The sequence below is a fragment of the Luteibacter sp. genome, from assembly GCF_036499525.1.
GTDB lineage: Bacteria > Pseudomonadota > Gammaproteobacteria > Xanthomonadales > Rhodanobacteraceae > Luteibacter.
This window is the reverse complement of sequence record NZ_DASYDO010000074.1, coordinates 14,377-35,398: the sequence shown is the minus strand read 5'-3', so window position 1 is coordinate 35,398 and position 21,022 is coordinate 14,377. Positions and strand designations below refer to the sequence as shown.

The 21,022-nt window shown below is 66.1% G+C and carries 17 protein-coding genes; 8 read left to right on the top strand and 9 right to left on the bottom strand.

The features are described from left to right. The coding region (locus tag VGM71_RS15900) for a DUF6531 domain-containing protein (protein ID WP_331546923.1) at positions 1 to 3,933 on the bottom strand (3,933 nt) is incomplete at its 3' end. 218 nt (positions 3,934 to 4,151) lie between these two features. On the opposite strand from VGM71_RS15900, the gene VGM71_RS15895 reads away from it, so the two are divergent. Further along, entirely contained in the window at positions 4,152 to 5,480 is a 1,329-nt protein-coding gene (locus tag VGM71_RS15895) for a S8 family serine peptidase (protein ID WP_331546921.1), read from the top strand. A 9-nt stretch (positions 5,481 to 5,489) separates the two neighbouring features. On the opposite strand, the gene VGM71_RS15890 is transcribed toward VGM71_RS15895, so the two are convergent. The 4 genes from VGM71_RS15890 to wrbA form a co-directional block, all read right to left on the bottom strand. Continuing rightward, on the bottom strand, positions 5,490 to 5,975 hold the full coding sequence (locus VGM71_RS15890; RefSeq protein ID WP_331546919.1) for an asparaginase domain-containing protein: 486 nt from the start codon (positions 5,973 to 5,975) through the stop codon (positions 5,490 to 5,492). A gap of 37 nt (positions 5,976 to 6,012) precedes the next feature. Next, the gene (locus tag VGM71_RS15885) at positions 6,013 to 7,671 is read right to left on the bottom strand and encodes an acyl-CoA dehydrogenase family protein (protein WP_331546917.1); all 1,659 of its coding nucleotides are present in this window, start codon (positions 7,669 to 7,671) and stop codon (positions 6,013 to 6,015) included. Positions 7,672 to 7,750: 79 nt separating this feature from the next. Beyond that, the gene (locus VGM71_RS15880) at positions 7,751 to 8,068 is read right to left on the bottom strand and encodes a DUF2069 domain-containing protein (RefSeq protein ID WP_331546927.1); all 318 of its coding nucleotides are present in this window, start codon (positions 8,066 to 8,068) and stop codon (positions 7,751 to 7,753) included. A gap of 5 nt (positions 8,069 to 8,073) precedes the next feature. After that, positions 8,074 to 8,676, bottom strand: coding sequence for an NAD(P)H:quinone oxidoreductase (gene wrbA, locus VGM71_RS15875; protein ID WP_331546915.1), 603 nt, complete (start codon positions 8,674 to 8,676; stop codon positions 8,074 to 8,076). 81 nt (positions 8,677 to 8,757) lie between these two features. Between wrbA and VGM71_RS15870 the strand changes: the two genes are divergently transcribed. Genes VGM71_RS15870 through VGM71_RS15860 form a run of 3 tightly spaced genes read left to right on the top strand, consistent with a single transcriptional unit; the run spans position 8,758 to position 10,764 of the window. Beyond that, positions 8,758 to 10,029 (top strand): YihY family inner membrane protein, encoded by a 1,272-nt coding sequence (locus VGM71_RS15870; protein ID WP_331546913.1) that lies wholly within the window; start codon positions 8,758 to 8,760, stop codon positions 10,027 to 10,029. After that, a complete protein-coding gene (locus VGM71_RS15865) occupies positions 10,026 to 10,493 on the top strand; it encodes a TlpA disulfide reductase family protein (protein ID WP_331546911.1) in 468 nt (155 codons plus the stop codon). Before VGM71_RS15870 ends, VGM71_RS15865 begins: the two co-directional genes overlap by 4 nt. Before the next feature lies 1 nt (position 10,494). After that, a complete protein-coding gene (locus tag VGM71_RS15860) occupies positions 10,495 to 10,764 on the top strand; it encodes an acylphosphatase (protein ID WP_331546909.1) in 270 nt (89 codons plus the stop codon). Positions 10,765 to 10,890: 126 nt separating this feature from the next. Here VGM71_RS15860 and VGM71_RS15855 read toward each other — a convergent pair whose 3' ends face one another. Continuing rightward, a complete protein-coding gene (locus VGM71_RS15855) occupies positions 10,891 to 11,337 on the bottom strand; it encodes a copper chaperone PCu(A)C (protein ID WP_331546907.1) in 447 nt (148 codons plus the stop codon). Then, entirely contained in the window at positions 11,334 to 11,951 is a 618-nt protein-coding gene (locus VGM71_RS15850) for an SCO family protein (RefSeq protein WP_414675153.1), read from the bottom strand. The genes VGM71_RS15855 and VGM71_RS15850 overlap by 4 nt, the downstream gene beginning before the upstream one ends. A gap of 80 nt (positions 11,952 to 12,031) precedes the next feature. Here VGM71_RS15850 and VGM71_RS15845 point away from each other — a divergent pair, with 80 nt between their 5' ends. Next, entirely contained in the window at positions 12,032 to 12,415 is a 384-nt protein-coding gene (locus VGM71_RS15845; protein WP_331546905.1) for a DUF423 domain-containing protein, read from the top strand. 302 nt (positions 12,416 to 12,717) lie between these two features. Here the strand turns inward: VGM71_RS15845 and VGM71_RS15840 are convergent, their stop codons facing one another. Both VGM71_RS15840 and VGM71_RS15835 read right to left on the bottom strand, forming a co-directional pair. Next, complete coding sequence (locus VGM71_RS15840; RefSeq protein WP_331546903.1) at positions 12,718 to 14,211, bottom strand: transglutaminase-like domain-containing protein; 1,494 nt, start codon at positions 14,209 to 14,211, stop codon at positions 12,718 to 12,720. A gap of 85 nt (positions 14,212 to 14,296) precedes the next feature. Beyond that, complete coding sequence (locus tag VGM71_RS15835) at positions 14,297 to 15,742, bottom strand: transglutaminase-like domain-containing protein (protein WP_331546901.1); 1,446 nt, start codon at positions 15,740 to 15,742, stop codon at positions 14,297 to 14,299. A 292-nt stretch (positions 15,743 to 16,034) separates the two neighbouring features. On the opposite strand from VGM71_RS15835, the gene VGM71_RS15830 reads away from it, so the two are divergent. From VGM71_RS15830 to mrcB, 3 genes are all read left to right on the top strand, one after another. Beyond that, positions 16,035 to 17,744, top strand: a complete 1,710-nt coding sequence (locus tag VGM71_RS15830) for a hypothetical protein (RefSeq protein WP_331546899.1) — start codon at positions 16,035 to 16,037, stop codon at positions 17,742 to 17,744. Positions 17,745 to 17,752: 8 nt separating this feature from the next. Continuing rightward, on the top strand, positions 17,753 to 18,586 hold the full coding sequence (locus tag VGM71_RS15825; RefSeq protein ID WP_331546897.1) for an SDR family oxidoreductase: 834 nt from the start codon (positions 17,753 to 17,755) through the stop codon (positions 18,584 to 18,586). Positions 18,587 to 18,683: 97 nt separating this feature from the next. Then, positions 18,684 to 21,020 (top strand): penicillin-binding protein 1B, encoded by a 2,337-nt coding sequence (mrcB, locus tag VGM71_RS15820; RefSeq protein WP_331546895.1) that lies wholly within the window; start codon positions 18,684 to 18,686, stop codon positions 21,018 to 21,020. Positions 21,021 to 21,022: the final 2 nt, after the last annotated feature.

Sequence of the window (21,022 nt, the reverse complement as noted above, 5' to 3'; positions counted from 1 at the left end):
GGTCCAGATGGCCTTGTCGCTTGCACGGTCGATCACCACGCGCGGTGTGCCCAGGTGGTCGGGCTGGATGTCGCGAAGGGTGTTGCCGTCGAGGGCGGCTATCGGCAGGTTGTCGAGCCAGATCACCTGCCGGATGGGTTGCCCGGCACCGTCGTAGTCACCGAGCCAATGGCCGGCTTCGTCATGCAGGGATACCGTCGTCTGTCCAGCGATGTATTTGGCGACCTGCTGGCCGAAGGTGTTGTAGGCATAGTTCATTTCGGCCACGCCGTTGACCTTGGCCTGGCTCATGCGGCCGGTGGCGTCGTAAGCAAATTCGCGGTGTCCCATGCGGGTGGTGTTGCCTACGGCGTCGTACTCACGAGCGACCTTGTCGGCGCTGAGCAGGTGATGGCTATCGGGAGCATATACGTAGCGCCGATCGACCGATGGAAAAACGGACCACCACCTCAGGCGATTGCCGATGCTGTCATATTCGTATCGCTCACTGAATGCAAATGAGCCGTCAGGATGCAGCGGCCCACCCGTGGTCACGCGCGAGGCGGTATCGATCCATATCTGGGGCGGGCCATTTTCGTCGCTTGGATTGATAGCGCTCAGCGTACCGAACCCATAATAGGTCAGGAGCGCGTCGAGCCCATCGCTTCGTCCGTCATAGAGATGAGTCACATGACCCATTGGGTTGTAGCGACGTTCGACCTTTCGCGCACCGGCCGTCCAGCCCGTGACTTGGCCCATCGCGTTGTGCTCCACCCTGGCGATGACGGGCTGCGCGGCAGTTAGTGATGCCTGTATGTCGATACCGGAGATGTTTCCAGCTGCATCGCGCGCGTAATGTACCTGTCGGCCGTCAGGGTAGGTTGTCGCCACGAGGCGCCCTGCCAGGCTATACGCATAACGCAACTCAAGCGAGATGCCGCGGGTGACCTGAATCTTGCGGACGACGCGGCCGGCAAAGTCGTAGCAGAAGGTGGTGCTGCCGCTGGGCTCGTTCACTGAGCCCAGGCGACCCACGGCAAAGTTCTCATCCACACCGCACAGCGGTGAGGCGATGTCGTAGGTATAGGTCGTCGTCTGGTCGTCCCTATACGTTATCGATTTCAGTCGCCCTGCCGTGTCGTAGCTGCGTTGCACGGTGCGCCCATCTGCCGGTGTTTCGTGGATGGGCTGACCGTTGGCATCGGTCTCGAACCGGGTGTCACCGGTGTCCGGATTCCGCTGCCAGAGCAGATCGCCCAGGCCGTTGCGGAGGTATCCCGTGGCGAGGCCTTTGGGGTCCACGACCGTCTTGATGCGGTCGGCGCCGTCGTAGGTCAGCTTCGTTTTTATGTCGAGGCTTGCTTCCTTATATCCCTGGTCGATCCGCTTGATGCGCCCGCGAGCGTCGCGCTTGTAAACCTCCCTATAGCCAGGAAAGAGAACGAGATCGTCTTCCACGCGGATCAGCCGGCCATTGTCGTCGTACTCGTAATTTCGCTTACCCACGCCGGGGTAGGCTATGTAAGCGAGCTCGCCATGGTAGTCGTACGAATAGCGGCGAGTCGTGTCCTCGGTACCGTCGGGACGTACATAGGATTCCTTGACCTTGTTTCCTGCGCCGTTCGAAGTCACCTCCCGGCGATTACCCAGGGCATCGATCTGTTCGATCAGTCGCCGCGCTGCGTCATAGCCATGGGTCAGCGTCGCTCCATCAGGGTCCGTAAGAGTGTCCAGGTCACCGTTGGCCGTGTAGGTCAGGCGTGTGATGCTGTCCCCAGGCGACGGTGTGCCATCGCGACGGGTGCGTTGGATGACTTCCAACGGACGACCCATGGCATCGTAGCGACGGTCGGTGCGCATGCCGTTGGCGTCGGTGCTGGACAAGACACGGCCGGCGGCATCGTGGGAGAGCACGGTACTCACGTGACCGAGCGCGTTGGTCACGGTGTGCAGGTCGCCTTTTCGCCAGGCGCAGGCATCGCTGCTGCCGCAACCGGGGGCGTCGCCTTCGTGGTAGACGTACCGCGTCATATCGGCAGGGCCGGCCAGCGGGCCATCGACAGTAGCGATACGTCCAGCGTCGTCGTACGTGTAACGGGTGATGCGTTCTTCCGGCCAGGGTCCGCCCATGGGGTTGGCAGCATCCGCCAGCCCACCCTCGTGCTGTTCGGTACGGTTGCCTTTGCTGTCGTATGCAAAGGTGGTCCACTGTGCGCCGTTGTCGATGCGAACGGGTTTGTCGAACATGGTGTGCCAAGCGGTCTTCACGGTGCGTGCGACGGCTGTGCCGTCTGCCTCGGTGCGCTCTATCTCCAGGTGACGCACTCGATCGTAGCGATAGGTGGTTGGGATGTCTTGGTAATCGGTCTGGCGCGCAACGAGGCCACCGCCCAGATATTCAAAGGTACGTGCTGAGGCGTTACTGTGCCCCTCCTTGCGCTCACCCAGCCGGATTCGGCCCTGGTCGTACACCCGCGACAACTTCACGGGGTAAATGACGTCCTTGGTCGCGACCTCGACCCCGTTATTGACCTGGCTGACTTCGGTCCATTCCAGACCGTCGCCATGCGAGGATCGCCTGGCGCGGTTGTTCGCGTCATAGCTGAAGGTCGCGAAGCGCTTGCCATCTTTGCCGACGATACCGGTTAGCTTGTGGTTAGGCGTGCCACCCATGGCCGGTTCATCGTAGCGGTATTCGACCTTGTGACCATCGGGGTAGCCGACCTTCACCAGGTCCGCATCGAGTCCTTCAAGCAGGTCGCCGCTGTAGCTGTAGTTGAGTCGCCCATCGGGCGTATCCACGGTTTCGACGCGGCCGAGGCGGTCGTAGCCCAGGTGCAGTTCGCGACCCTGGCGATCGGTGACGCGCGCGAGCACAGTGGCCTTGAGCCCGATGCCGACAGTGATCTCGTCGTAGTGCAGGGTCAGCGTATTGCCATTGGCATCCGTGCGCGTGCGCAGGCGGCCCCGGTCGTCATAGTGCTCCTCGGTGAGGTCGGACCAGCGATATAGCCAACCACCGTCCGGATGTTCGCGCAGGGAACCGCGCTCTCCTTCGACGGGGACAAAGCCGTTGCCTTGCTTGACGAAGCGCGTTTCGCGACCGTCCTCGCGGACCAGATGCAAGGCGGTGGTATAGATCCGGCCGTTGGCGTCGTAGTACGGCCGGCGGACGAAGGCGCGGTCATAGGAATGCCGCCAGCGGGCGCCGACCCGTGCGCCGGCGGGGTAGCGTGCGCGCGCCTTCGTGGAGACATAGCCCAGCGGGAACGCGCCGCTGTGATAGGTGCGGCCGAACGTCAGCCCGGAGGAGGCGGGGCCGGCATAGTCGGTGACCACTTCGATTTTGCTCATGGTCAGCGGGTTGATCGGATTGCCGACCAACGGGCTGTTGCCGATGGGGCACTGATTGGCCCCGCTTTCCTCGGGTACGCCCAGGAGATCAGGTTTGGGGAGTGCATCGGGTGAGTGGCACGCGACTGCGCGGTGGCCTGAGGCCGCGTCACGGTTGTCCAGCTCGCCACCGCTATCCGTCACCATTACCGCATCGACCGGGCAGGAGCGGACGAGGCCGATGCCGCCGTCGATCACCCATGCGCTGACCATACCGGACTTGTCCGTCAGTTCGAGGGTGATGTCCAACTTCGAATACGCGCTGTGCTTGCCGGATGCACCGGGAATCTCGCGCTCGGCGTGCACCCGGAGGACGCAGCCGGGGTAGGTCGATTGGTTGGCACACCAGCGTTGGGCGGCTTGTGCGACATCGGCGGCGAGTGTCCCGGCGTCGTGGTGTTCATTGCCGTCGGCGGAGGGGACGAGGTGTCCGTCGCGGTAGGCGGGGAAGGGCTCCGGGGCGGGTACGTCCTGAGCGTGTGCCGTGCCGGCCATCAGTGCGAAGGCAATGGCGACGGCGAGCGTGGCGCGGTGCGCACGCTGCGAGTGATGGAACGTCATGGCTTCTTCCCCGGCGAGCTAAAGAGAACACGCAAGGTAGAGGTCGACGACGACGGAAACTACGGGAAAATTCTGAAAAACTCGTCCGATTTTCGGCGTTGGCCGTAGCGGCGAAAATTCTCACGCAGATTCGCGGGCGGAGCCGCGTATCAGGCAAGCGCGCATGCGCCTAGGTTTCACCGGACCCGCGGCATTCCCGCGATCCCGAAGGAACCCTGATGCGATTCACTCCCTTTGTCGCCATGGCCACACTCGCCGCATCGAACTACGTCGCCGCCGAGTCGGCACGCTATATCGTGCACTTCGCCGACCAAGGAGCTGCGCACACCGCTCGCAGCGCGTCGCGAACCGCAGTCACCGCGCGGCATGCGGCCGACACCCCGCGCCATCTGCGCTCGCTGGCGGCAGGAGGCGAAGTCTTCGAGCTGACGAACGACGATGCATCGCGCCTCGCCACGTTGCCCGGCGTAACGTCAGTCGAGGAGGATGTCCTGCTCACACCGAACACCATCGTCGATTCGCTATGGAAGCGTCAGTGGTACATGCACGATCCGAAGGTCGGCGTCGACGCGGAGGTCGCATGGAAGTACACGCGCGGGGCCGGTGCCGTGGTCGCCGTGCTCGATACCGGCATCACGCCGCATCCCGAATTCGACGGACAGCTGCTGCCCGGCTACGACTTCATCAGCGATGCGGGCGCGGCCCGGGATGGCGACGGACGGGATGCCGATCCGACGGACATGGGCAACTGGTCCGACCCCGGGGAGTGCCTGTCGTCGCTGGGGAAGGCGTCCACGTGGCACGGTACGCACATGGCGGGACTTATCGTGGCCCGTGCAGGCAACCGTGCCGGCATCATTGGCCTCGCGCCGGAGGCAAAGCTGATCCCTGTGCGCGTTCTCGGCCGCTGCGGTGGACGTACTTCCGATGTCGCCGACGCCATCGTCTGGGCCAGTGGCGGCGACGTGCCGGGCGTGCCGTCGCTCGGGAAAAGGGTTGACGTGATCAATCTCAGCATGGGCACCACCGGCGCCTGCCATCCCGCGTTGAAGCGCGCCATCGAGCAGGCGCGTTCGCGCGGCACCGTCGTCGTCACGTCGGCGGGCAACGACCAGAAGAACGTCAACACGAACACGCCGGCGAATTGCCCCGGCGTGGTGGCCGTCGCCGCGCTGGGAAGGAGCGGCGCCATGGCTTCCTACTCCAACTTTGGCCGGGGCGTGACCCTGTCGGCGCCCGGAGGCAACCTCGGCGAGCGGGGCGCGGACGATATCCTCTCCACCTGGGACATCGGCAAGCGGGGGCGGGAGCGTTCGGTATTCGGTTATCGGGGCGGTACGTCGGTGGCCTCGCCTCAGGTCGCCGCGCTGGTGGCGCTCATGCGTTCCGCGGATCCCGACATTGGGGTGGACGAGGTCACTGCCCAGCTTGTGGACAATGCGCGTCCACTGCCCGGCCCATGCCCGAAAGGCTGCGGCGCGGGACTGATGGATGCCGGGGCGACGGTGGACGCCGTGGTCGAGGACCGCGGCCGCCGCCGTCCCTGATGGCGAGGATCAGACCGCTTCGAAGCGATTCGCGTCGCGGTTCTTGCGTACCGTGGCCGGATCCCAGACGCGGCCGTTCATCGCGATGTACACGCCGTCGGCGAGGGTCTGCACCGCGCCGACGGCGCAGCCGATGTTGAAAACGGCATCGGAACCCTGGAAACGCGCGGGGTTGAGCGCGCCGGTAAGCACGATGACCTTGCCGGGGATGCCGGCGAGCACGCGGGCCGTTTCCACCATCGTGTCCGTGCCGTGGGTGACCAGCACGTGCCGGTGCGGCTGTGCCTCGATCGTGCTGCGGATCAGCACGCGATCCTCGTCGGTCACATGCAGGCTGTCCTTGCGCAGGATGGGAATCACGTCGAAACGGAACGCGACGCCCAGCTGGTGGAGGATCTCACCGATCTGCGGGGCGCCGATCTGGTAGTCCGACTTGTCGTCGAAGTACACCTTGTCGATCGTGCCGCCGGTGGTCACGATAGTCAGTTGCTGCATGGTCAGGCCTGGAAAGCGGGTGGAGCGGGCCGCCATTCTACATCGCTCTGCCGGATGTCCGGTTCGAGGCCAGCAGGATGTCGTCGTCGTTCTCCGGCAGTGCGAGGCGGTCCAGGCCCCGCGCCAGGAAGCGCCGGCTGGCGGCGGCGGGCCGGGGGTCGCCGTTTGCCGCGCCCCAGCGCGCCGAGCGCAGGAGTAAGGCCGCGGCCATCGTCCGGGCCAGGGTGAAGGCGAGGCCCCGTGCCGAGGCTTCCAGCGACGCCCGATCGGCCGCGATGTCACCGAGCAGGGATTCCGCCGCGTCGAGCGCGGCGACGAGCATCGCCCGCTCCGGTGCGCCATCGTCGGGGACGAGACCATCAACGGCCTGGCGAAGCGGCGCGAGGCCACCCGACAGCGCGCGCAGCATGTCCAGCGACAGGACGTTCGTCGTGCCTTCCCATATCGCGTAGACCTGCGCGTCGCGAAGCAGTTGCGGCAAGCCGGTGTCCTCGATGTAGCCCGCACCGCCGAAGCATTCCAGCGCCTCGGAAACGACGCGGATGGAAACCTTGGCGGTCCACAGTTTCGCCAGCGGCGTCAGCAGGCGGAGCAGGGGGGCCTCATGCGCTTCGCCCTCGGCATGTTCGACACGCCCGAGCAGTTCGGCGACGAAGAAGGTGAGCGAGAACGCGCCTTCGTATTCGGACTGCATGTCCGCGAGCGTGCGCGCATGCAGCGGCTGGTCGATCAGGCGGACGCCGAACACGCTGCGCCGCGCGGCGTAGTCGCGCGCCAGCGCGATGGCGCGGGCCATGCTGGCCACGGCGCAGACAGCGTTCCATGTGCGAGTGACGTTGAGCATCGGCGCAATCTGACGCACACCGTGATCGAGCGGCCCGACGGGTGTGGCGGGTAGTCCGTCGAGGTGGATTTCGGCGGTGGGCAGCTCATGGGTACCCAGTTTTTTCTTAAGGCGGTCGATGGCGATGCCGCGCCATGCGCCGTGCTCGTCCTTCGTTTCGACGTAAAAAAGCGCCAGCGCGGCGGTGCCGCTGCCCGCGCCCTCGGGACGTGCGAGCGCGAGGGCCGCTTCGCCCACCACGGCGGAACTGAACCACTTGCGCCCGTACAGGCGCCATTGACCCTCGGCGTCCTGGCGCGCGACGGTTTCGGTGCGTCCGACATCGGAGCCGCCCGGGGTTTCCGTCATCCACTGTCCGGATAACCAGAACGTGGTCGGATCGCGGCTGAGGAATCGTGGCAGCGCGCGTTCGATGAGCGTCTTGTTGCCGGAGGCATGCAGCGCGGTGGCGGCGCCGTCGGTCATCGCAAGCGGGCAGCAATAGAACTCGCTGGCAACGTGGTAGAGGTAGACGCGGGCGAATTCCTCCACGCGCGCCCATGGCGTGCCCGCGTGGCCGGCGGCCAGCACGGCATGTTTCGTGGTGATCCCGGGGCCTTCTTCCCAGGCTGGCGTCAAGGCGATCCGGTCGACGCGCGAGCCCCACGCATCCCATTGGGTCAGCACCGGCTCGCTGCGAGGCGTGCGGCCGCGGCGTTCCCAGGCCATGACGGCGTAGTCCGCCAGCGCCTCGAGGTCCGGACACATCGCTGCCAGCCTTTCGGAGGGCAGCGTGCGTGCCAGCCATGCGTTCAGCACGCGATCCTCGCGGAAGGGATGCGCCAGCCGGGGCGCGTCCTGCACAAAACTCATCGTGGCATCCTCGCCGTGGGAGTCGGTGATCCTAGCCTGCACCGACCCCGGCGCTCCGTCGATACGCTGCGCAACATGTTCAACGCCGCCGGCGTACGCCTGCGCCGAGGCTGCCGATCAGCAGCAGGGTCAAAGCGATCTCAACGAAGGCCAGCCAGCGGTCGCCGGTGGAACTCCATGCTTCCGACACGCCATGGCAGAAATAGAACAGGGCGAGGATGCCGACCCAGAGCAGGGCACGGTTCACATTCGGCAACGACAGCAGCGGCAGGAGCAGGGGCGGCACAGTGAGTGCCAGCGCCACCCACGTCGGGATCGAGATGGGCGGGTACATCGCGTACCAGAGCACCTGCACGAGGAGCAGGCCCGCCCAGGCCGCCAGGCCGGTCCGTTGCATGCGGGTCACGCGGGGGTGCCCAGACGGCGGGCGACGTCGGCAAGGCGCTTTCCCAGTGCCCGCGCCAGTTCGCGCTCGTGATCGGTGATGCCGTTGTCGCCGCGCGAACCCGCCACGTGGCTTGCGCCGTACGGCGTGCCGCCGCTGAGCGTGCTGGAGAGCGCCGGCTCCGTATAGGGAATGCCCACGATCAGCATGCCGTGGTGAAGCAGAGGCAGGGCCATCGACAACAAAGTGGCTTCCTGTCCGCCGTGCATCGTGCTGGTGGACGTGAACAGCGCGGCGGGCTTGCCTGCCAGCGCGCCCGACGCCCATTCCGCACCGGTGGTGTCGAGGAAGTATTTGAGGGGTGCGGCCATGTTGCCGAAGCGGGTGGGACTGCCCATGGCCAGCGCCACGCATTCGGTCAGGTCGGCGCGCGTGACGTACGGGGCGCCTTCCTCGGGCTCGGGAGGCATGGCGGTTTCGGTCACCGGCGCCACCGGGGGTACCTGGCGCAGCCTTGCGCGCATGCCGGGCACTTCCTCCACGCCGCGGGCGACGAAGCGGGCAAGCTGGGCCGTGTGGCCACTGCGGCTGTAGTAGAGTACGAGGACGTCGTGGGACATGGATGGGCGCCTTTGCGAAGGGCCTAGTCTCGCAGAACTGCCACGCGTTCCCAATCGTTTGGGACTTCGATGAGGATGGACATGCCGCTGCGCATCGACCGCGACCGCGCGCTGAGCTTCACGCGCTTCACCTGGCTGCGCTTCGTCGACGACAAGTGCTTCGAGACGGCCGGTGCCCTCTCGTACACCACCCTCGTTTCGCTGGTGCCGCTCACGGTGGCGGTCTTCGCGATTCTTTCCGCGTTCCCCGTGTTCGCCGAATGGCGCGGTTCGCTGGCGAATTACGCATTCCAGAACTTCGTGCCGGCCACCGGCCTGAAGATCCAGGAATACATGCTGGCCTTCGCTGACAAGGCCAGCCAGCTCACCGGCATTTCCATCATCGTGATGCTGTTCAGCGCCGTCTCGATGATGGTCAGCATCGAGGATCGCCTCAACCGCATCTGGCGCGTGCGCAAGCCGCGTGGCTGGACCTCGCGCCTGCTGCTGTACTGGGCCGCGCTGACACTCGGGCCCATCCTCGTCGTGGGCGGGCTGGCGCTGTCCTCGTACATTGCCGCGCTGCCGTTGCTGCACCAGGCCGCCGACCAGATCGCCACGCGAAGCAGCCTGATCACCCTGCTGCCGTTCGCTATCACCTTCGTCACCCTGGTACTCATGTACACCATGGTGCCGAACCGTCGCGTATCGTGGCGGCATGCGGCCATCGGGGCACTGCTCGGCGCCATATTGTTCGAGTTCGCGCGATGGGGATTCGCCGAGTTCATCCGCAATTCGCCGAACTACGAAGAGATCTACGGTGCGCTAGCCGCGATTCCCATCTTCCTGCTGTGGATCTACCTGTCCTGGATCATCGTGATCCTCGGCGCGTCGATCGCCGCGTCCATTTCGGCGTTCGAATACACCGTGCCGCACGAAGCCTTGCCCGAAGGCGCGGAGTTCATCGGCCTGCTCGTGGCGCTCCAGCATTTCGTCGAAGCCCAGCGCACGGGCGATAGCGTGGATCCGGCCACCATCCGCCTGCGCGAGCCGTACCTGCCTTCCAGCGTCATCGCATGTTATTTCGACGACCTGCAGCGGGCCGACATGATCCAGCGCTGCGAATCCGGTGGCTGGATGCTCAGTCGCAGCCTCGACGCCACCGAACTGCTGCGGGTGTACCGTTGTACGCAGTACCGCCTTCCGTTGCGCCCGCGCGAGCAGGTGCGACGGCTCGAGATCGACCTCCCGCCAGAGTTGCTCGGCTTACTGGATAATCTGGCCGAGGCGCTCGACGCCACCCTCGGCGCGCGCCTCGACAAGCTGTTCCCACCCCCGCCAGTCCCCGTCCCCACCGAGGATAGTCCCGCATGATCGCCCGTCTGCTCGCCGTCGCCGCCCTGGCGCTTTCCGCGCCGGTGGTTGCCGCCACGGCCGCCAATCCCGAACTCAAGGTCACCACGCTCGACGGCAAGCCGTTCGACCTCGCCGCCCAGCGCGGAAAGTGGGTGATCGTCAATTACTGGGCCACGTGGTGCGTACCCTGCATCAAGGAAATGCCGGATATTTCCGCCTTCGTGAAGAGCCGCAAGGACGTCACGGCCATCGGTCTCGCCTTCGAGGACACCGAGAAGAAGGACATCGAGGCCTTTGTCGGAAAGCACCCGGTGGTGTATCCGATCGCGCAGGTGGACGTCACCGCGCCGCCGAAGGATTTCGATGCGCCAACGGGGCTGCCCACCACTTACCTGATCGCGCCCGATGGCCACGTGGCCCATCGTTTCGTCGGTCCGGTGGACGCCGCGAAACTCAGTGCGGCCATGGCGAAGGCGCCGTGACATGAAAGCCGCGCGGTTCATCGTGAGGGGCAAGGTGCAAGGCGTTTTCTTCCGCGCCGCCACCCGCGAGCAGGCCATCGCCCTGAATCTCACGGGACACGCGCGGAACTTGCCCGATGGCAGTGTCGAAGTGGTGGTACGAGGCGATGCCGCCGCCATCGACAGGCTGGAAACCTGGCTGCACGACGGGCCGCCATCTGCGGAAGTGAACGAGCTCTACCGCGAAGACATCGGCGCGCACGACGCGCCGGCCGATTTCCGGGTCCTGTAGGAGCGCGCCTCGCGCGCGACAGCTTTTCGCACCTGTCCGCAATCTGGCGCGCCAGCTCCAAGGCCCGGCCTCAAAAGATGTCGTACCCGACGCGGGCATAAACGCGCAAGGCGCGCTCCTACGGGCTCAGTCGGTAGGCCCGGTGGCGTTCGCCGGTCGCGCCCGCAACGTTGCCGGAATCTTCCCGCCATCCGACAGGGTAAAGGTCACGGTCACCTTGTCGCCCGGATTCACCGCGTGCTTTGGCTGCATCAGCATCACGTGATAGCCGCCGGGCGCGAAAGCGAGCTTGCCCTTCGCCGGCAGGGCCACGCTGTCGACCATTTCCATGCGGCCCATGCCGCCGTCGGTGCTGCTGCGGTGGATCATCGCGCTGGCGTAGTCGGGACTCTCCGCGCCCACGATGGACAAAGCGTGGTCGGATCCGTTTTCGAAGTTGAGGTACCCGCCCGCCGGCAATCCGCCCGGGAGCACGCGAATCCAGCCGTTCGTCACGGCGACGTTCGCGGCATCCGTCGCATGCGTGGCGCTGGACGCGAGGAGGAGGGCCAGGGCAAGGGAGCGGACCATCATGGGCGTGCCTCCAGCGAGGTAAGCAGGTGCAGGTCGTGGACGATATCGTCCTGCGACGCGGAAGGCGTGGCGAGCAGGCGCGCCTTGCCTTCGGCATCGAAGAAGTAGATCGCCGAACTGTGGCTGACTTCGTAGTTGCCGTCGCCGCGATCCGGCTCGCGGGTGAAGGCGGAACGGTAGCGCTTCGCCAGTGCCTCGACAGCTGCATCGGACCCGACCAGGCCCACCGCCCGTTTGTCGAACGCGTTGACGTAGGCGTGCATGACGGCGGGCGTGTCGCGCTGGGGATCGACGCTGACGAACAGGATGCGCACCTTGTCGGCGGGTGGCCCCAGGCGATCCAGCACCACGTGCAACTGGGTGAGGGTGAGCGGGCAGACGTCCGGGCAATGCGTATAGCCGAAGTACATGAGCGCGACCTTGCCCTTGTAGTCCGCGCCGGTCACTGTCTTGCCGTTGTCGTCGGTGAGCTTGAAGTCCAGGTCCGGCAGGTGTCCGGAGACGTCGTTGAGCCGCCACTCGGGTTGCGGTTCGCGCTGGCACGCGGCGAGCGACGCCATGGCGAGGAAGGCAAACAGGCCCATGAGGACCCGGCGGCGGGTGGATGGCTTCATGCGACGCTCCGCGAGATATCCTGCGCAGGATACGCCACCCGTGCCGGCGCACAGGCACGTACGAAGAGGAATCTCCACGCATGCGACAACCTGTCAGCAAGGGCGCCGCCGTTCTCGTCGGCCTGGCCGGCGCCACGGCCGTGGCATTCGGGGCATTCGGCGCGCATGCCTTGCGCGGCACGCTCGACGCATCGGCGCTGGGTACCTGGCACACCGGCGTCGAGTACCACTTCTGGCATGCGCTGGCGCTGTTCGTGGCCGTCGTGGGGTTGCCGGAAGGGCGGTCGCGCAAGCTCGCCGTTGGCCTGTTTGCGGCCGGCATCGTGTTGTTCTCCGGAAGCCTCTACGCGCTGGCGCTCGGTGCGCCGCGCATCGTCGGTGCCATCACGCCCCTTGGCGGCGTGGCGTTCATCGCGGGCTGGCTGGCGGTGGTGTCCGCGCTCCGCGCGAAGACAACAATGTAGGAGCGCGCCCTGCGCGTTTATGCCCGCGTCGGGTACGACATGTGTTGAGGCCGAGCCTTGAAGCTGGCGCGCCAACGTGCGGACTGGCTCGAAAAGCTGTCGTACCCGACGCGGGCATAAACGCGCAGGGCGCGCTCCTACGGAATTTCCCCGGGATCCTCGATCGGATCGGCCTTGCGCACCTTCAGCTGCTCGCGCGCCGCGACGATCGTGCTGGCCTGCTGGCGCTGCAGCATCGCCTGGGCGATTTCCTGCGCATAGTTGTCGTTGACCTTCAGGCGGCTGCTCTCGAAATGGCGGACTCAGGGCGCCCCGCGCCCGCCCGGAGGCGGTCCCGAGGTATCGCTCGGTCCCGGCATGTCCATCAGGTTGGAACCGGGAATGGCCCGGTCGATGCGGATCTTGCTCAGCGCGTTCATGGCGGAGAAGAACCGCCATGGCTCGCCGCTACCCGTCCCCAGGGCGATGTGCGACGAATCGAAGCGGCGCTGCGCCGAATCGAAACTTATCCAGCGGTTATTGATCCAGGCCTGCGCCCAGGCATGCGGCACGAAGACTCGCGTGGCGCCTCCCATGCGCTCGGCGTAGACGATGCCGGTCACCACGCGCGCTGGAATGCCCAGCGCTCGCGCCATCGCCGTCAGCAGCACGGCGTGCTCGGTGCAGTCGCCACGGCGCGTCGCCACGGTCTCCAGCGCCGAGGCATAACCGACGTCCAGTCCCTTGGCATCGATGTAATCGGAAAGGAAGGAGCGCAACCTGCGCATGCGTTGCAGGTCGGTCTGCGCATTACCCACGGCGCGTTTCGCCAGGGCGATGATTTCCGGACTTTCCGACTGTACCCAGGCATTCGGCTCGGTGTCCTCCGGAAGCGGGCCCGGCTCGTCACCGTGGCGCATGCCGAAGCCGACGTCCACGATGTAGACACCGTCGCCGAGCGCCCGCACCGCCTGTTCGTCGGTCTCGATGAAGGGGTTGGGGCCAGCGCCGCGAACGGTCATTGTGTAGCGCACGGGTGCTATGCGCAGCGCGGCCACCATGGGCCGTGGCGACGAGATCATGGCGGCCCGAAGCAGGTCGATGTCCTGGTTGGGCGCCTGCGCGCATGCCGCACTGCAGGAAGCCATTTCCAATTTGAAACCGAGCAGGGGAGCGAGGGTGCGGCGAATGAAGCCGTCGTCGTCCACCCAGATGTCGACGAAATGGTCGGTGCCCGGGTTGACAATCGACTCGCGCAGGTGGTGCAGGGTTTCGCGCTGATCGTCCGGCATGACCACGACTTCGTCGCCGATCACTTCCACGTCGACGTTCGCGACCTGCTGCCTCGCCGAATCGAAGTTGCGCAGGCCGTACATGGTGCCGGCCTTGAAGCCCTCGGCCACCATCGTCAGCCGCTGTCCTTCGGCCAGGGTCGCACCGGTCGGCCAGATCAGCAGGTTAATCTTCGACTGCCCTCCCACGGTGTTCGCGACCTGAAACAGGCCGTCGTCGCGCACCTCGCCTGTGGCCAGGTTTTCCTGCGACGACATGCGGGTGCTGGCGTAGAACGCGAGCGGGGCGCCGGCCTGGGATTCGGTGGAGCGCAGTTCGGTTCGCAACGCGAGCGGCGTGCGGGAGCGGGTCATTCGGAAATCCAGCACCTGCCAGGTAACGACCTTGCCGCTCTGAAGCTGGCGGTCGATCTGCAGGCTGCCCACCTTCCGGCCGTCGAGGAGTACGGTCATCCAGCGCTCGTCCGCCATGGCCGCGGCGGGAATTGCGCACAGTACGGCGAGGACGGCAAGAAAGCGTCTCATGAGCGTACTTCCGGATTGTCGGGGACAGCTCCATCACACCACTTTGGCGGCGTGAGTCAAGTCCCCCTTTGGTCACGGGCGGCGCTCAGTGCTTGCCGCCGGCGGGTGGGCTGGGCGGAGTCGTACCCCGGGGGCGTTCCGGCGGCGGCGTGCGCGTCATGGGCGGTGGCGGCATGTAGGGCAATCCCCCCACAGGCGCGGCCTTGTCGATTTGGATCCTGCCCAGTGACGCCAAGGCAGAGAAGAATCGCCATGGATCGCCGCTACCGACGCCGAGAGCGATATGCGTGGCGTCGAATCGGCGCTGCGCCGAGTCGAAACTTACCCAGCGGTCATCGATCCACGACTGCACCCAGGTGTGTGGTACGAAGACATGCGAGGCGCCGGCAAAGCGGTCCACGTAGACCAGGCCGGTGACGATACGCGTCGGTATGTTCAGCGATCGCCCGAAAGCGGCGAGGAGCACGGCGTGCTCCGTGCAATCGCCTTGGCGCGTCTTCAGCGTTTCGAGCGCCGACGCGTAGCCCACGTCGAGTCCCGTCTGTTCGATGTAGTCGCTGAGGAAACTGCGCAACCGGCGCATGCGTTGCAGGTCGGTGTTTGCATCGCCGACGGTCTTCTGCGCAAGAGCGAGCACTTCGGGCGCGTTGGATTGTACCCAGGGATTCGCGGCAACGTCCTCCGGCGTCGGGCCGCTTTCGGCATGCGCCTGTGCATCGCCGATCGTCACGTCGTATACCCCGTCGCGAACGGCTTTTACCTCCTGCTCGTCGGTGGTGGCCAGAGGGTTTGTCGCATCGCCTTTGACCTTGATTGTGTAGTGCAACGCAAGCACGCGCAGGTTCGTCATGGCGCGCGGTGCGAGAACCATCGACGAGCGCAACACGTCGAGATCCTGGTCGGCCGCGTTTGCGCATGCCTCGTCGCATGCGACCATCTCCATGTGCAGACCGAACATCGGCGAAAGGCCTTTGCGCAGGTTGCCCTTGTCGTCCACCCACAAGTCCAGGCTGCGCATACTGTCGGAACCGGCAAGACCTTGCCGAAGGTGGTGGAGTGTTTCGTCGCCGCCAGGAAGATCGACCACCTCGTCACCAACCACATCGACGTCCAGTGTCGCGACCTGCAGCTTCGTGGCGTTGAAGTTCCGCATTTGAAAACGAGTTCCCGGCGCGAAGCCATGGGCGACGATCGCCAGTCGCTGCCCCTCGCTGAGCGTGGCATCCTTCGGCCATGCGAGCAGGGTCACGGAGGACTGCCCCCCCACCATCGTGGATACCTGGAACTTGCCGTCGTCGCGGCGGTGCGCATCGATGCGCGTTTCCTGTGCGGAAGACAGGCTGCGTGCATGGAACGCGCGCGGCTCGCCCTCGCGTCCTTCCGTCGCTACCAGTTCGCTGTGAACAATCAGCGGGGCCTTACCGCGGGTCACCCGAAGGTCGATGGTCTGCGATGTGAGCACATCGTCGCCCTGGACATCGCGCGCGATAAGCATCTTGCCGATCTTCCGGCCGTCGAGGGTCACGGACATCCAGGTCTTCGTCGCAGTCGGGGTTGCGTGCGCGGCACCGAAGGAGGAGAGGAGAAAAATGACTGCCGCCCTGCGTCTCATGGACAATTCCCTGTGGTGATACCTCCTTTCATATGACCTACGTTGCCCGACCGTCAACTCCTCAAATACTTGCGGGCGCCCCATATTACGGCGGCGCTGGCGAAGGCCAAGCGTGCGGCCAGCCGGATACGCGTGGAGCTGTGAGACGGCCTACAACGCCTGTTCACGCCCGAATGCTAAGCTGCAAGGCTCCTATGGACGATCCAGGCCCATGAGCGGACGCAGAGACAACAACGATCGCGAATCGCGTGGTCGTACCGAACCCACCCTGGGCCGGCTCGACGACCTCGACAAGCCGGTGCCGCCAGTCGACGACGGCCTGCCACACATCGTGGTCGATGGCCCGCGCCGTCGCAGCGCTCCGCCCTCGCCATCGCCAAGAGGCTCGCGGAAGCGCGGATGGCTCATTCCCGCTCTGGTGCTGGTACTTATCGGGGCGGTGACGGGCCTGTGGCTGCAGCAGGATCGCCTGCGCGGCATGGTGCCCGCTACCGAGCTCAACGACACCCTCGCCCAGGCGAGCCACGCCCTGGACGAAGGCCATCTCGACGGCACCAACGGTGACAGCGCGCGCGAACTCTTCGAAAAAGCGCGCGATCAGCAGCCGGACAGCGACCAGGCCCGCGACGGGCTGCGTCGGGTCGGCCTGGCTGAGGTGGCGAAGGCGGATGCCGCGCTCACCGCAGGAAGGCTGGACGAAGCCGAAGCCGCGCTCAACGTCGCCCGTGAGCTGCTTGGTGGCGGCAGCGACGTGGAACGCCTTTCCCAGCGTCTTTCCCAGGCGCGCAATCCGGAAAACCGTACCGAAGCCCTGATCGACCAGGCCCGGCAGGCGTTCGCCGCCGGCCGGCTCGATGGCGACGATGGTGCCGGCGCGCTGTATCGCCGGGTGCTCGATGCCGACAAGTCCAACGCTGTCGCGGCGCGCGGCCTCGACAAGGTCGGGGATGCACTCGCGGCACAGGCGCGCCAGGCCATCGCCGATAACGACAAGGCGAAGGCGAACGCCATCGTCGACCGCATCGCCATTCTCGTGCCCCGTTACGGCGATCTTCCGTCGCTGCGAGCCGCATTGGCGGAGACGAAGAAGCAGGACGGACAGGCCGTCGCCGGCCTCGTGCAGCAGGGCAACGAGGCCCTCCGTGCCGGCCGTTTCACAGGCGATGGCGACGACAATGCCTTGGCCCGCTTCCAGGCCGCGCTTGTGTCCGATCCCGACAACGCCGACGCGAAGGCAGGTCTCGGCCGGGTGGCTCAGGCGCTGATCGTGCAGGCGAACGCGGCGATCGACAGCGAAGACGATGCCCAGGCCACGCGCCTGCTCGACCGCGCGGCCAAGCTCGCGCCCAAGTCGGCCGAACTGGCTGCCGCGCGTGCACGCATCGGCGGAGGCGAGGCGAAGGTCGCCGCTTCCGACAGTGGCGTGCGCGCCGTGACCGGCGACGATGCGACACCCGAAGCGTCGCTGGCGGTCAGCCCGGAGCAGAAGGCCAAGGTGGCCGGGCTGGTCCGTCGTGCGCAGACAGCGGCTGCACGGGGCGACATCATGGATCCGCCCGGCGACAGCGCTTACGATCTTTACCGCAACGCCCTGGCCATCGATGGCAACGATCCGGCGGCTCGCGCCGGTTTGCAGGGTCTGCCCACCCAGGTGGAAAAGCAGATGCAGCAGGCGGTGTCCAGCGGCAACGTGCAGCGAGCGGAAAACCTTTACTCCACGCTGTCCGACCTCGCGCCCGGCGATACCACCCAGGGTGAGCTGCGTCACCGGCTCGGCAGTGCCTGGATCGATAACGCGCTGCAGCGTGCCGGGCAGGGCGATCGCCAGGGGGCCTTCCAGGCACTGGACCATGCGCGGCGCTACGCCCCGGACGATCCGCGTTTGCAAAGCGCTTATGAGCGCGTCGCGACGGGACGTTGAGTGGCGGTATGACGGTACTGGTCATCGGGGCATCCGGCCAGATCGGCCGGTTCCTGTTGCCCCGGCTGACCGCCGGGGGAATCGACTACCTGCCCATCAGCAGGAACGCCGTGCCCGGAGACCCACACTGGCTGCTGGGCGGGCTGCCCGATGCGATGCCCGATCTTCCGCCCCTGCGCGCGGTGGTCAGCCTCGGCCCGCTCGACCACCTGGCACCCTGGCTGTCGGCCACGCGGCTGGCGGGTACGCCGCATATCATCGCCACGTCGTCCATGAGCGCGGAGACGAAGCGCGATTCAGATGTTCCCGCCGAGCGTGAGCTCTCGCGCCGCCTGCGTGATGCGGAAACCACGCTGATCGCCACCTGCGCCTCGCGCGGCATGCCATGGACACTGTTCCGCCCGACGCTGATCTACGGCGCGGGGATGGACAAGAGCCTGACTCCCATCGTGCATGCGGCGCTGCGGCGACGGATCTTTCCCATTCCGGCGGGTCGCGGACAGCGGCAGCCGGTGCATGCCGACGACATCGCGGCGGGTATCGTCGCCGCGCTGGTCTCGCCCTTCGCCCGCGGAAAGATGTTCCCGATCGGCGGCGGCGAGCGGATGAGCGTGGCGGACATGTTCCGGCGCGCGCGTCGCAGTGCGGGCGGAGCAACCTTGCCGGCACCGATTCCGCGTTTCGCACTCCAGCTTGCGGCGCGTGCCTTACCCGCGTTGCGTGGGCCCGTCGATCGCCTCGATAGCGACCTGATCGCCGACAATCGGGAGCTGGAGCGGATTCTTGGCGTGTATCCACGCCCGTTCCACCCCGCTCCGGAAACCTGGCGCCCGTCCCACTGACGACCAAAGCCATCGATTCGCCAGCATCCGTTCAGATGGGCGCCGGGAGAGTGCCCCTATCATCCCCCCACGTCTTTCTCTCCAGGACTTCCCCGCGTTGGCTTTCCTGAATCGTCTCGGCTCCTTCCTCCGCGCCAGCTGGCCGTGGCTCCGCATTCCCTTCTGGCTGCTGATGGGTCTGGTCTTCGGCTTCCTGCTGCCTTACACGCTGATCCTCAACGCGAGGCTGCAGGACCGCTTCAACGACCTGGTGTTCGCCGTACCCACGCGCGTCTACGCGCGTCCGCTGCCGCTGGCCCAGGGCATACCGATGACGCCGGCCTCGCTGGAGCTGGAACTCACCTTCGCGGGCTACACCACCGAAGGCGGCGGCAAGATCCAGGGCAGCTATTCGAAGAACGGCTCGCGCTTCCTCATCGCCTCGCACGGTTATGCCGGTCCCGACGGTGGCGAGCTGCCGCATCGCATCCTCGTATCGCTGTCCAGCGGGCAGGTCGCTTCCGTGGTCGACGATACGAACGGCAAGCCGATCAAGTCGATCCACCTCGATCCGGCGCGTATCGCCACGCTCTACGGCGCGCAGCAGGAAGAGCGCCGCATCGTGCGCCTCGAGAACGTGCCGCCGCTGCTCGTGCAGGGCCTGCAGGCCGTCGAGGATCGCGACTTCAAGAGCCATATCGGCCTCGATTTCTCCGCGATCCTGCGTGCGTCCTTCGCCAACCTGCGTGCGGGACACACCGTGCAGGGCGGTTCCACGCTCACCCAGCAGCTGGTGCGCAACCTGTTCCTCGATCGTAGCCAGAACATGCTGCGCAAGGTGAACGAGGCGATTCTTTCGCTGCTCATGGAAGCGCATTACTCGAAGGGACGCATTCTCGAGGCATACGTGAACGAGGTGTTCCTCGGCCAGCAAGGAAACCAGGCCGTGCACGGCTTCGCCGCCGGCGGTGAGTTTTTCTTCGGCCGGCGCCTCGAAGACCTTAAACCGCAGGAGATCGCGCTGCTCATCGGCCTGGTGAAGGGGCCGAGCTACTACGATCCTCGCCGCTATCCGGATCGCGCTCTGGCGCGCCGCAATCTCGTTCTGCAGCAGTTCCGAGACACCGGGCTGCTCGACGATGCGCAGATGAAGGCGGCGCAGGCCACGTCGCTGGGCATCGCGACGAACGCGCAGCTGCCGCACAACCGCTTCCCTGCGTTCATGCAGCTCGTCCGCTCGCAGATCACCGCCGATTTCGACGAAGCGGCCTTGCGCGACGGCAGCCTGTCGATCTTCACCACGCTCGATCCCGCCGCGCAGCTGTACACCGAGCAGGCGATCCTCACCACGACCAAGGCGCTGGGCAAGCGGGGCGCCGCGGCGCAGGCGGCAGCCGTGGTCACCGATACCACCAATGGCAGCGTGCTCGCCGTGGTCGGTTCGCGTGACCCGGGTGACCAGGGTTTCAACCGCGCGTTGGACGCACGCCGGCCGATCGGTTCGCTCGTGAAGCCACTGGTCTACCTCGTGGCGCTGGCACAGCCTTCGCGCTGGTCGCTGGCGTCGATCGTCGACGATGCGCCGATCAACATGCGCCAGCCCGACGGCAAGCCGTGGACACCGCAGAACGACGATCGCCAGGTCCATGGGCAGGTGCCGATGCTCGACGCGCTGGTCCATTCGTGGAATCTCGCCACGGTAAACCTGGGCCTGCAGGTGGGCGTGCCGCGGATCAAGGGTTTCCTGGAATCCTTCGGGCTCGAGAACGTCAATCCCAGCCCGTCGTTGTTGCTCGGTGCGGTGGACCTGTCGCCTCTACAGGTCGCGCAGCTCTACGAATACGTTGCCGCCGATGGCCACGCGCTTCCGCTGGTCGCCGTGCGTGGCGTCATGGACGCCAAGGGCCAGGCGATCAAGCGTTACGAGGTGAAGGGCGGCGAGGGCGAATACCAGACCGCCACGCGGCTCACCACCTGGGCCATGCAGCAGGTGGTCACCAGCGGCACTGCCGCGGCCATCGGCAATTCGGGGCTGTCGTGGCTGCACGCCGCGGGCAAGACGGGTACCAGCGATAGCCAGCGTGACAGCTGGTTCGCCGGCTTCACGGCCGACCGCCTCGCCATCGTCTGGATGGGCCGGGACGACAACAAGCCCACGGGCCTCTACGGTGCCACCGGCAGCATGCGCGTATGGCAGGAACTATTCCGCAAGCTGCCGACCCGTCCGCTGCCGACCACGCTCGGCGACGGCCTGGAAATGGCCTATGTGAACCCGCAGACCGGGAAACGAACCGACCCGTCGTGCGAAGGCGCACGGCAGTTCCCGTTCGTCTCCGGTTACGTGCCGGAAGCGGAGGAGGGCTGTTTCTGGCAGCGATTCAAGGGTATGTTCGGCGGCGACGCCGAGCCTTCCGTGCCCGGAGCGTCCCCGGTACCCAGTAATCCTACGGATTGACC

Coding starts and splice junctions, on each gene's coding strand:
- VGM71_RS15860 (WP_331546909.1), top strand. CDS start 10,495: ATGAAAGCCGCGCGGTTCATCGTGAGGGGCAAGGTGCAAGGCGTTTTC.
- VGM71_RS15825 (WP_331546897.1), top strand. CDS start 17,753: ATGACGGTACTGGTCATCGGGGCATCCGGCCAGATCGGCCGGTTCCTG.
- VGM71_RS15845 (WP_331546905.1), top strand. CDS start 12,032: ATGCGACAACCTGTCAGCAAGGGCGCCGCCGTTCTCGTCGGCCTGGCC.
- VGM71_RS15855 (WP_331546907.1), bottom strand. CDS start 11,337: ATGATGGTCCGCTCCCTTGCCCTGGCCCTCCTCCTCGCGTCCAGCGCC.
- wrbA (WP_331546915.1), bottom strand. CDS start 8,676: ATGTCCCACGACGTCCTCGTACTCTACTACAGCCGCAGTGGCCACACG.
- VGM71_RS15880 (WP_331546927.1), bottom strand. CDS start 8,068: ATGCAACGGACCGGCCTGGCGGCCTGGGCGGGCCTGCTCCTCGTGCAG.
- VGM71_RS15870 (WP_331546913.1), top strand. CDS start 8,758: ATGCCGCTGCGCATCGACCGCGACCGCGCGCTGAGCTTCACGCGCTTC.
- VGM71_RS15840 (WP_331546903.1), bottom strand. CDS start 14,211: ATGAGACGCTTTCTTGCCGTCCTCGCCGTACTGTGCGCAATTCCCGCC.
- VGM71_RS15885 (WP_331546917.1), bottom strand. CDS start 7,671: ATGAGTTTTGTGCAGGACGCGCCCCGGCTGGCGCATCCCTTCCGCGAG.
- VGM71_RS15865 (WP_331546911.1), top strand. CDS start 10,026: ATGATCGCCCGTCTGCTCGCCGTCGCCGCCCTGGCGCTTTCCGCGCCG.
- VGM71_RS15830 (WP_331546899.1), top strand. CDS start 16,035: ATGAGCGGACGCAGAGACAACAACGATCGCGAATCGCGTGGTCGTACC.
- VGM71_RS15895 (WP_331546921.1), top strand. CDS start 4,152: ATGCGATTCACTCCCTTTGTCGCCATGGCCACACTCGCCGCATCGAAC.
- VGM71_RS15890 (WP_331546919.1), bottom strand. CDS start 5,975: ATGCAGCAACTGACTATCGTGACCACCGGCGGCACGATCGACAAGGTG.
- VGM71_RS15835 (WP_331546901.1), bottom strand. CDS start 15,742: ATGTCCGTGACCCTCGACGGCCGGAAGATCGGCAAGATGCTTATCGCG.
- VGM71_RS15850 (WP_414675153.1), bottom strand. CDS start 11,951: ATGAAGCCATCCACCCGCCGCCGGGTCCTCATGGGCCTGTTTGCCTTC.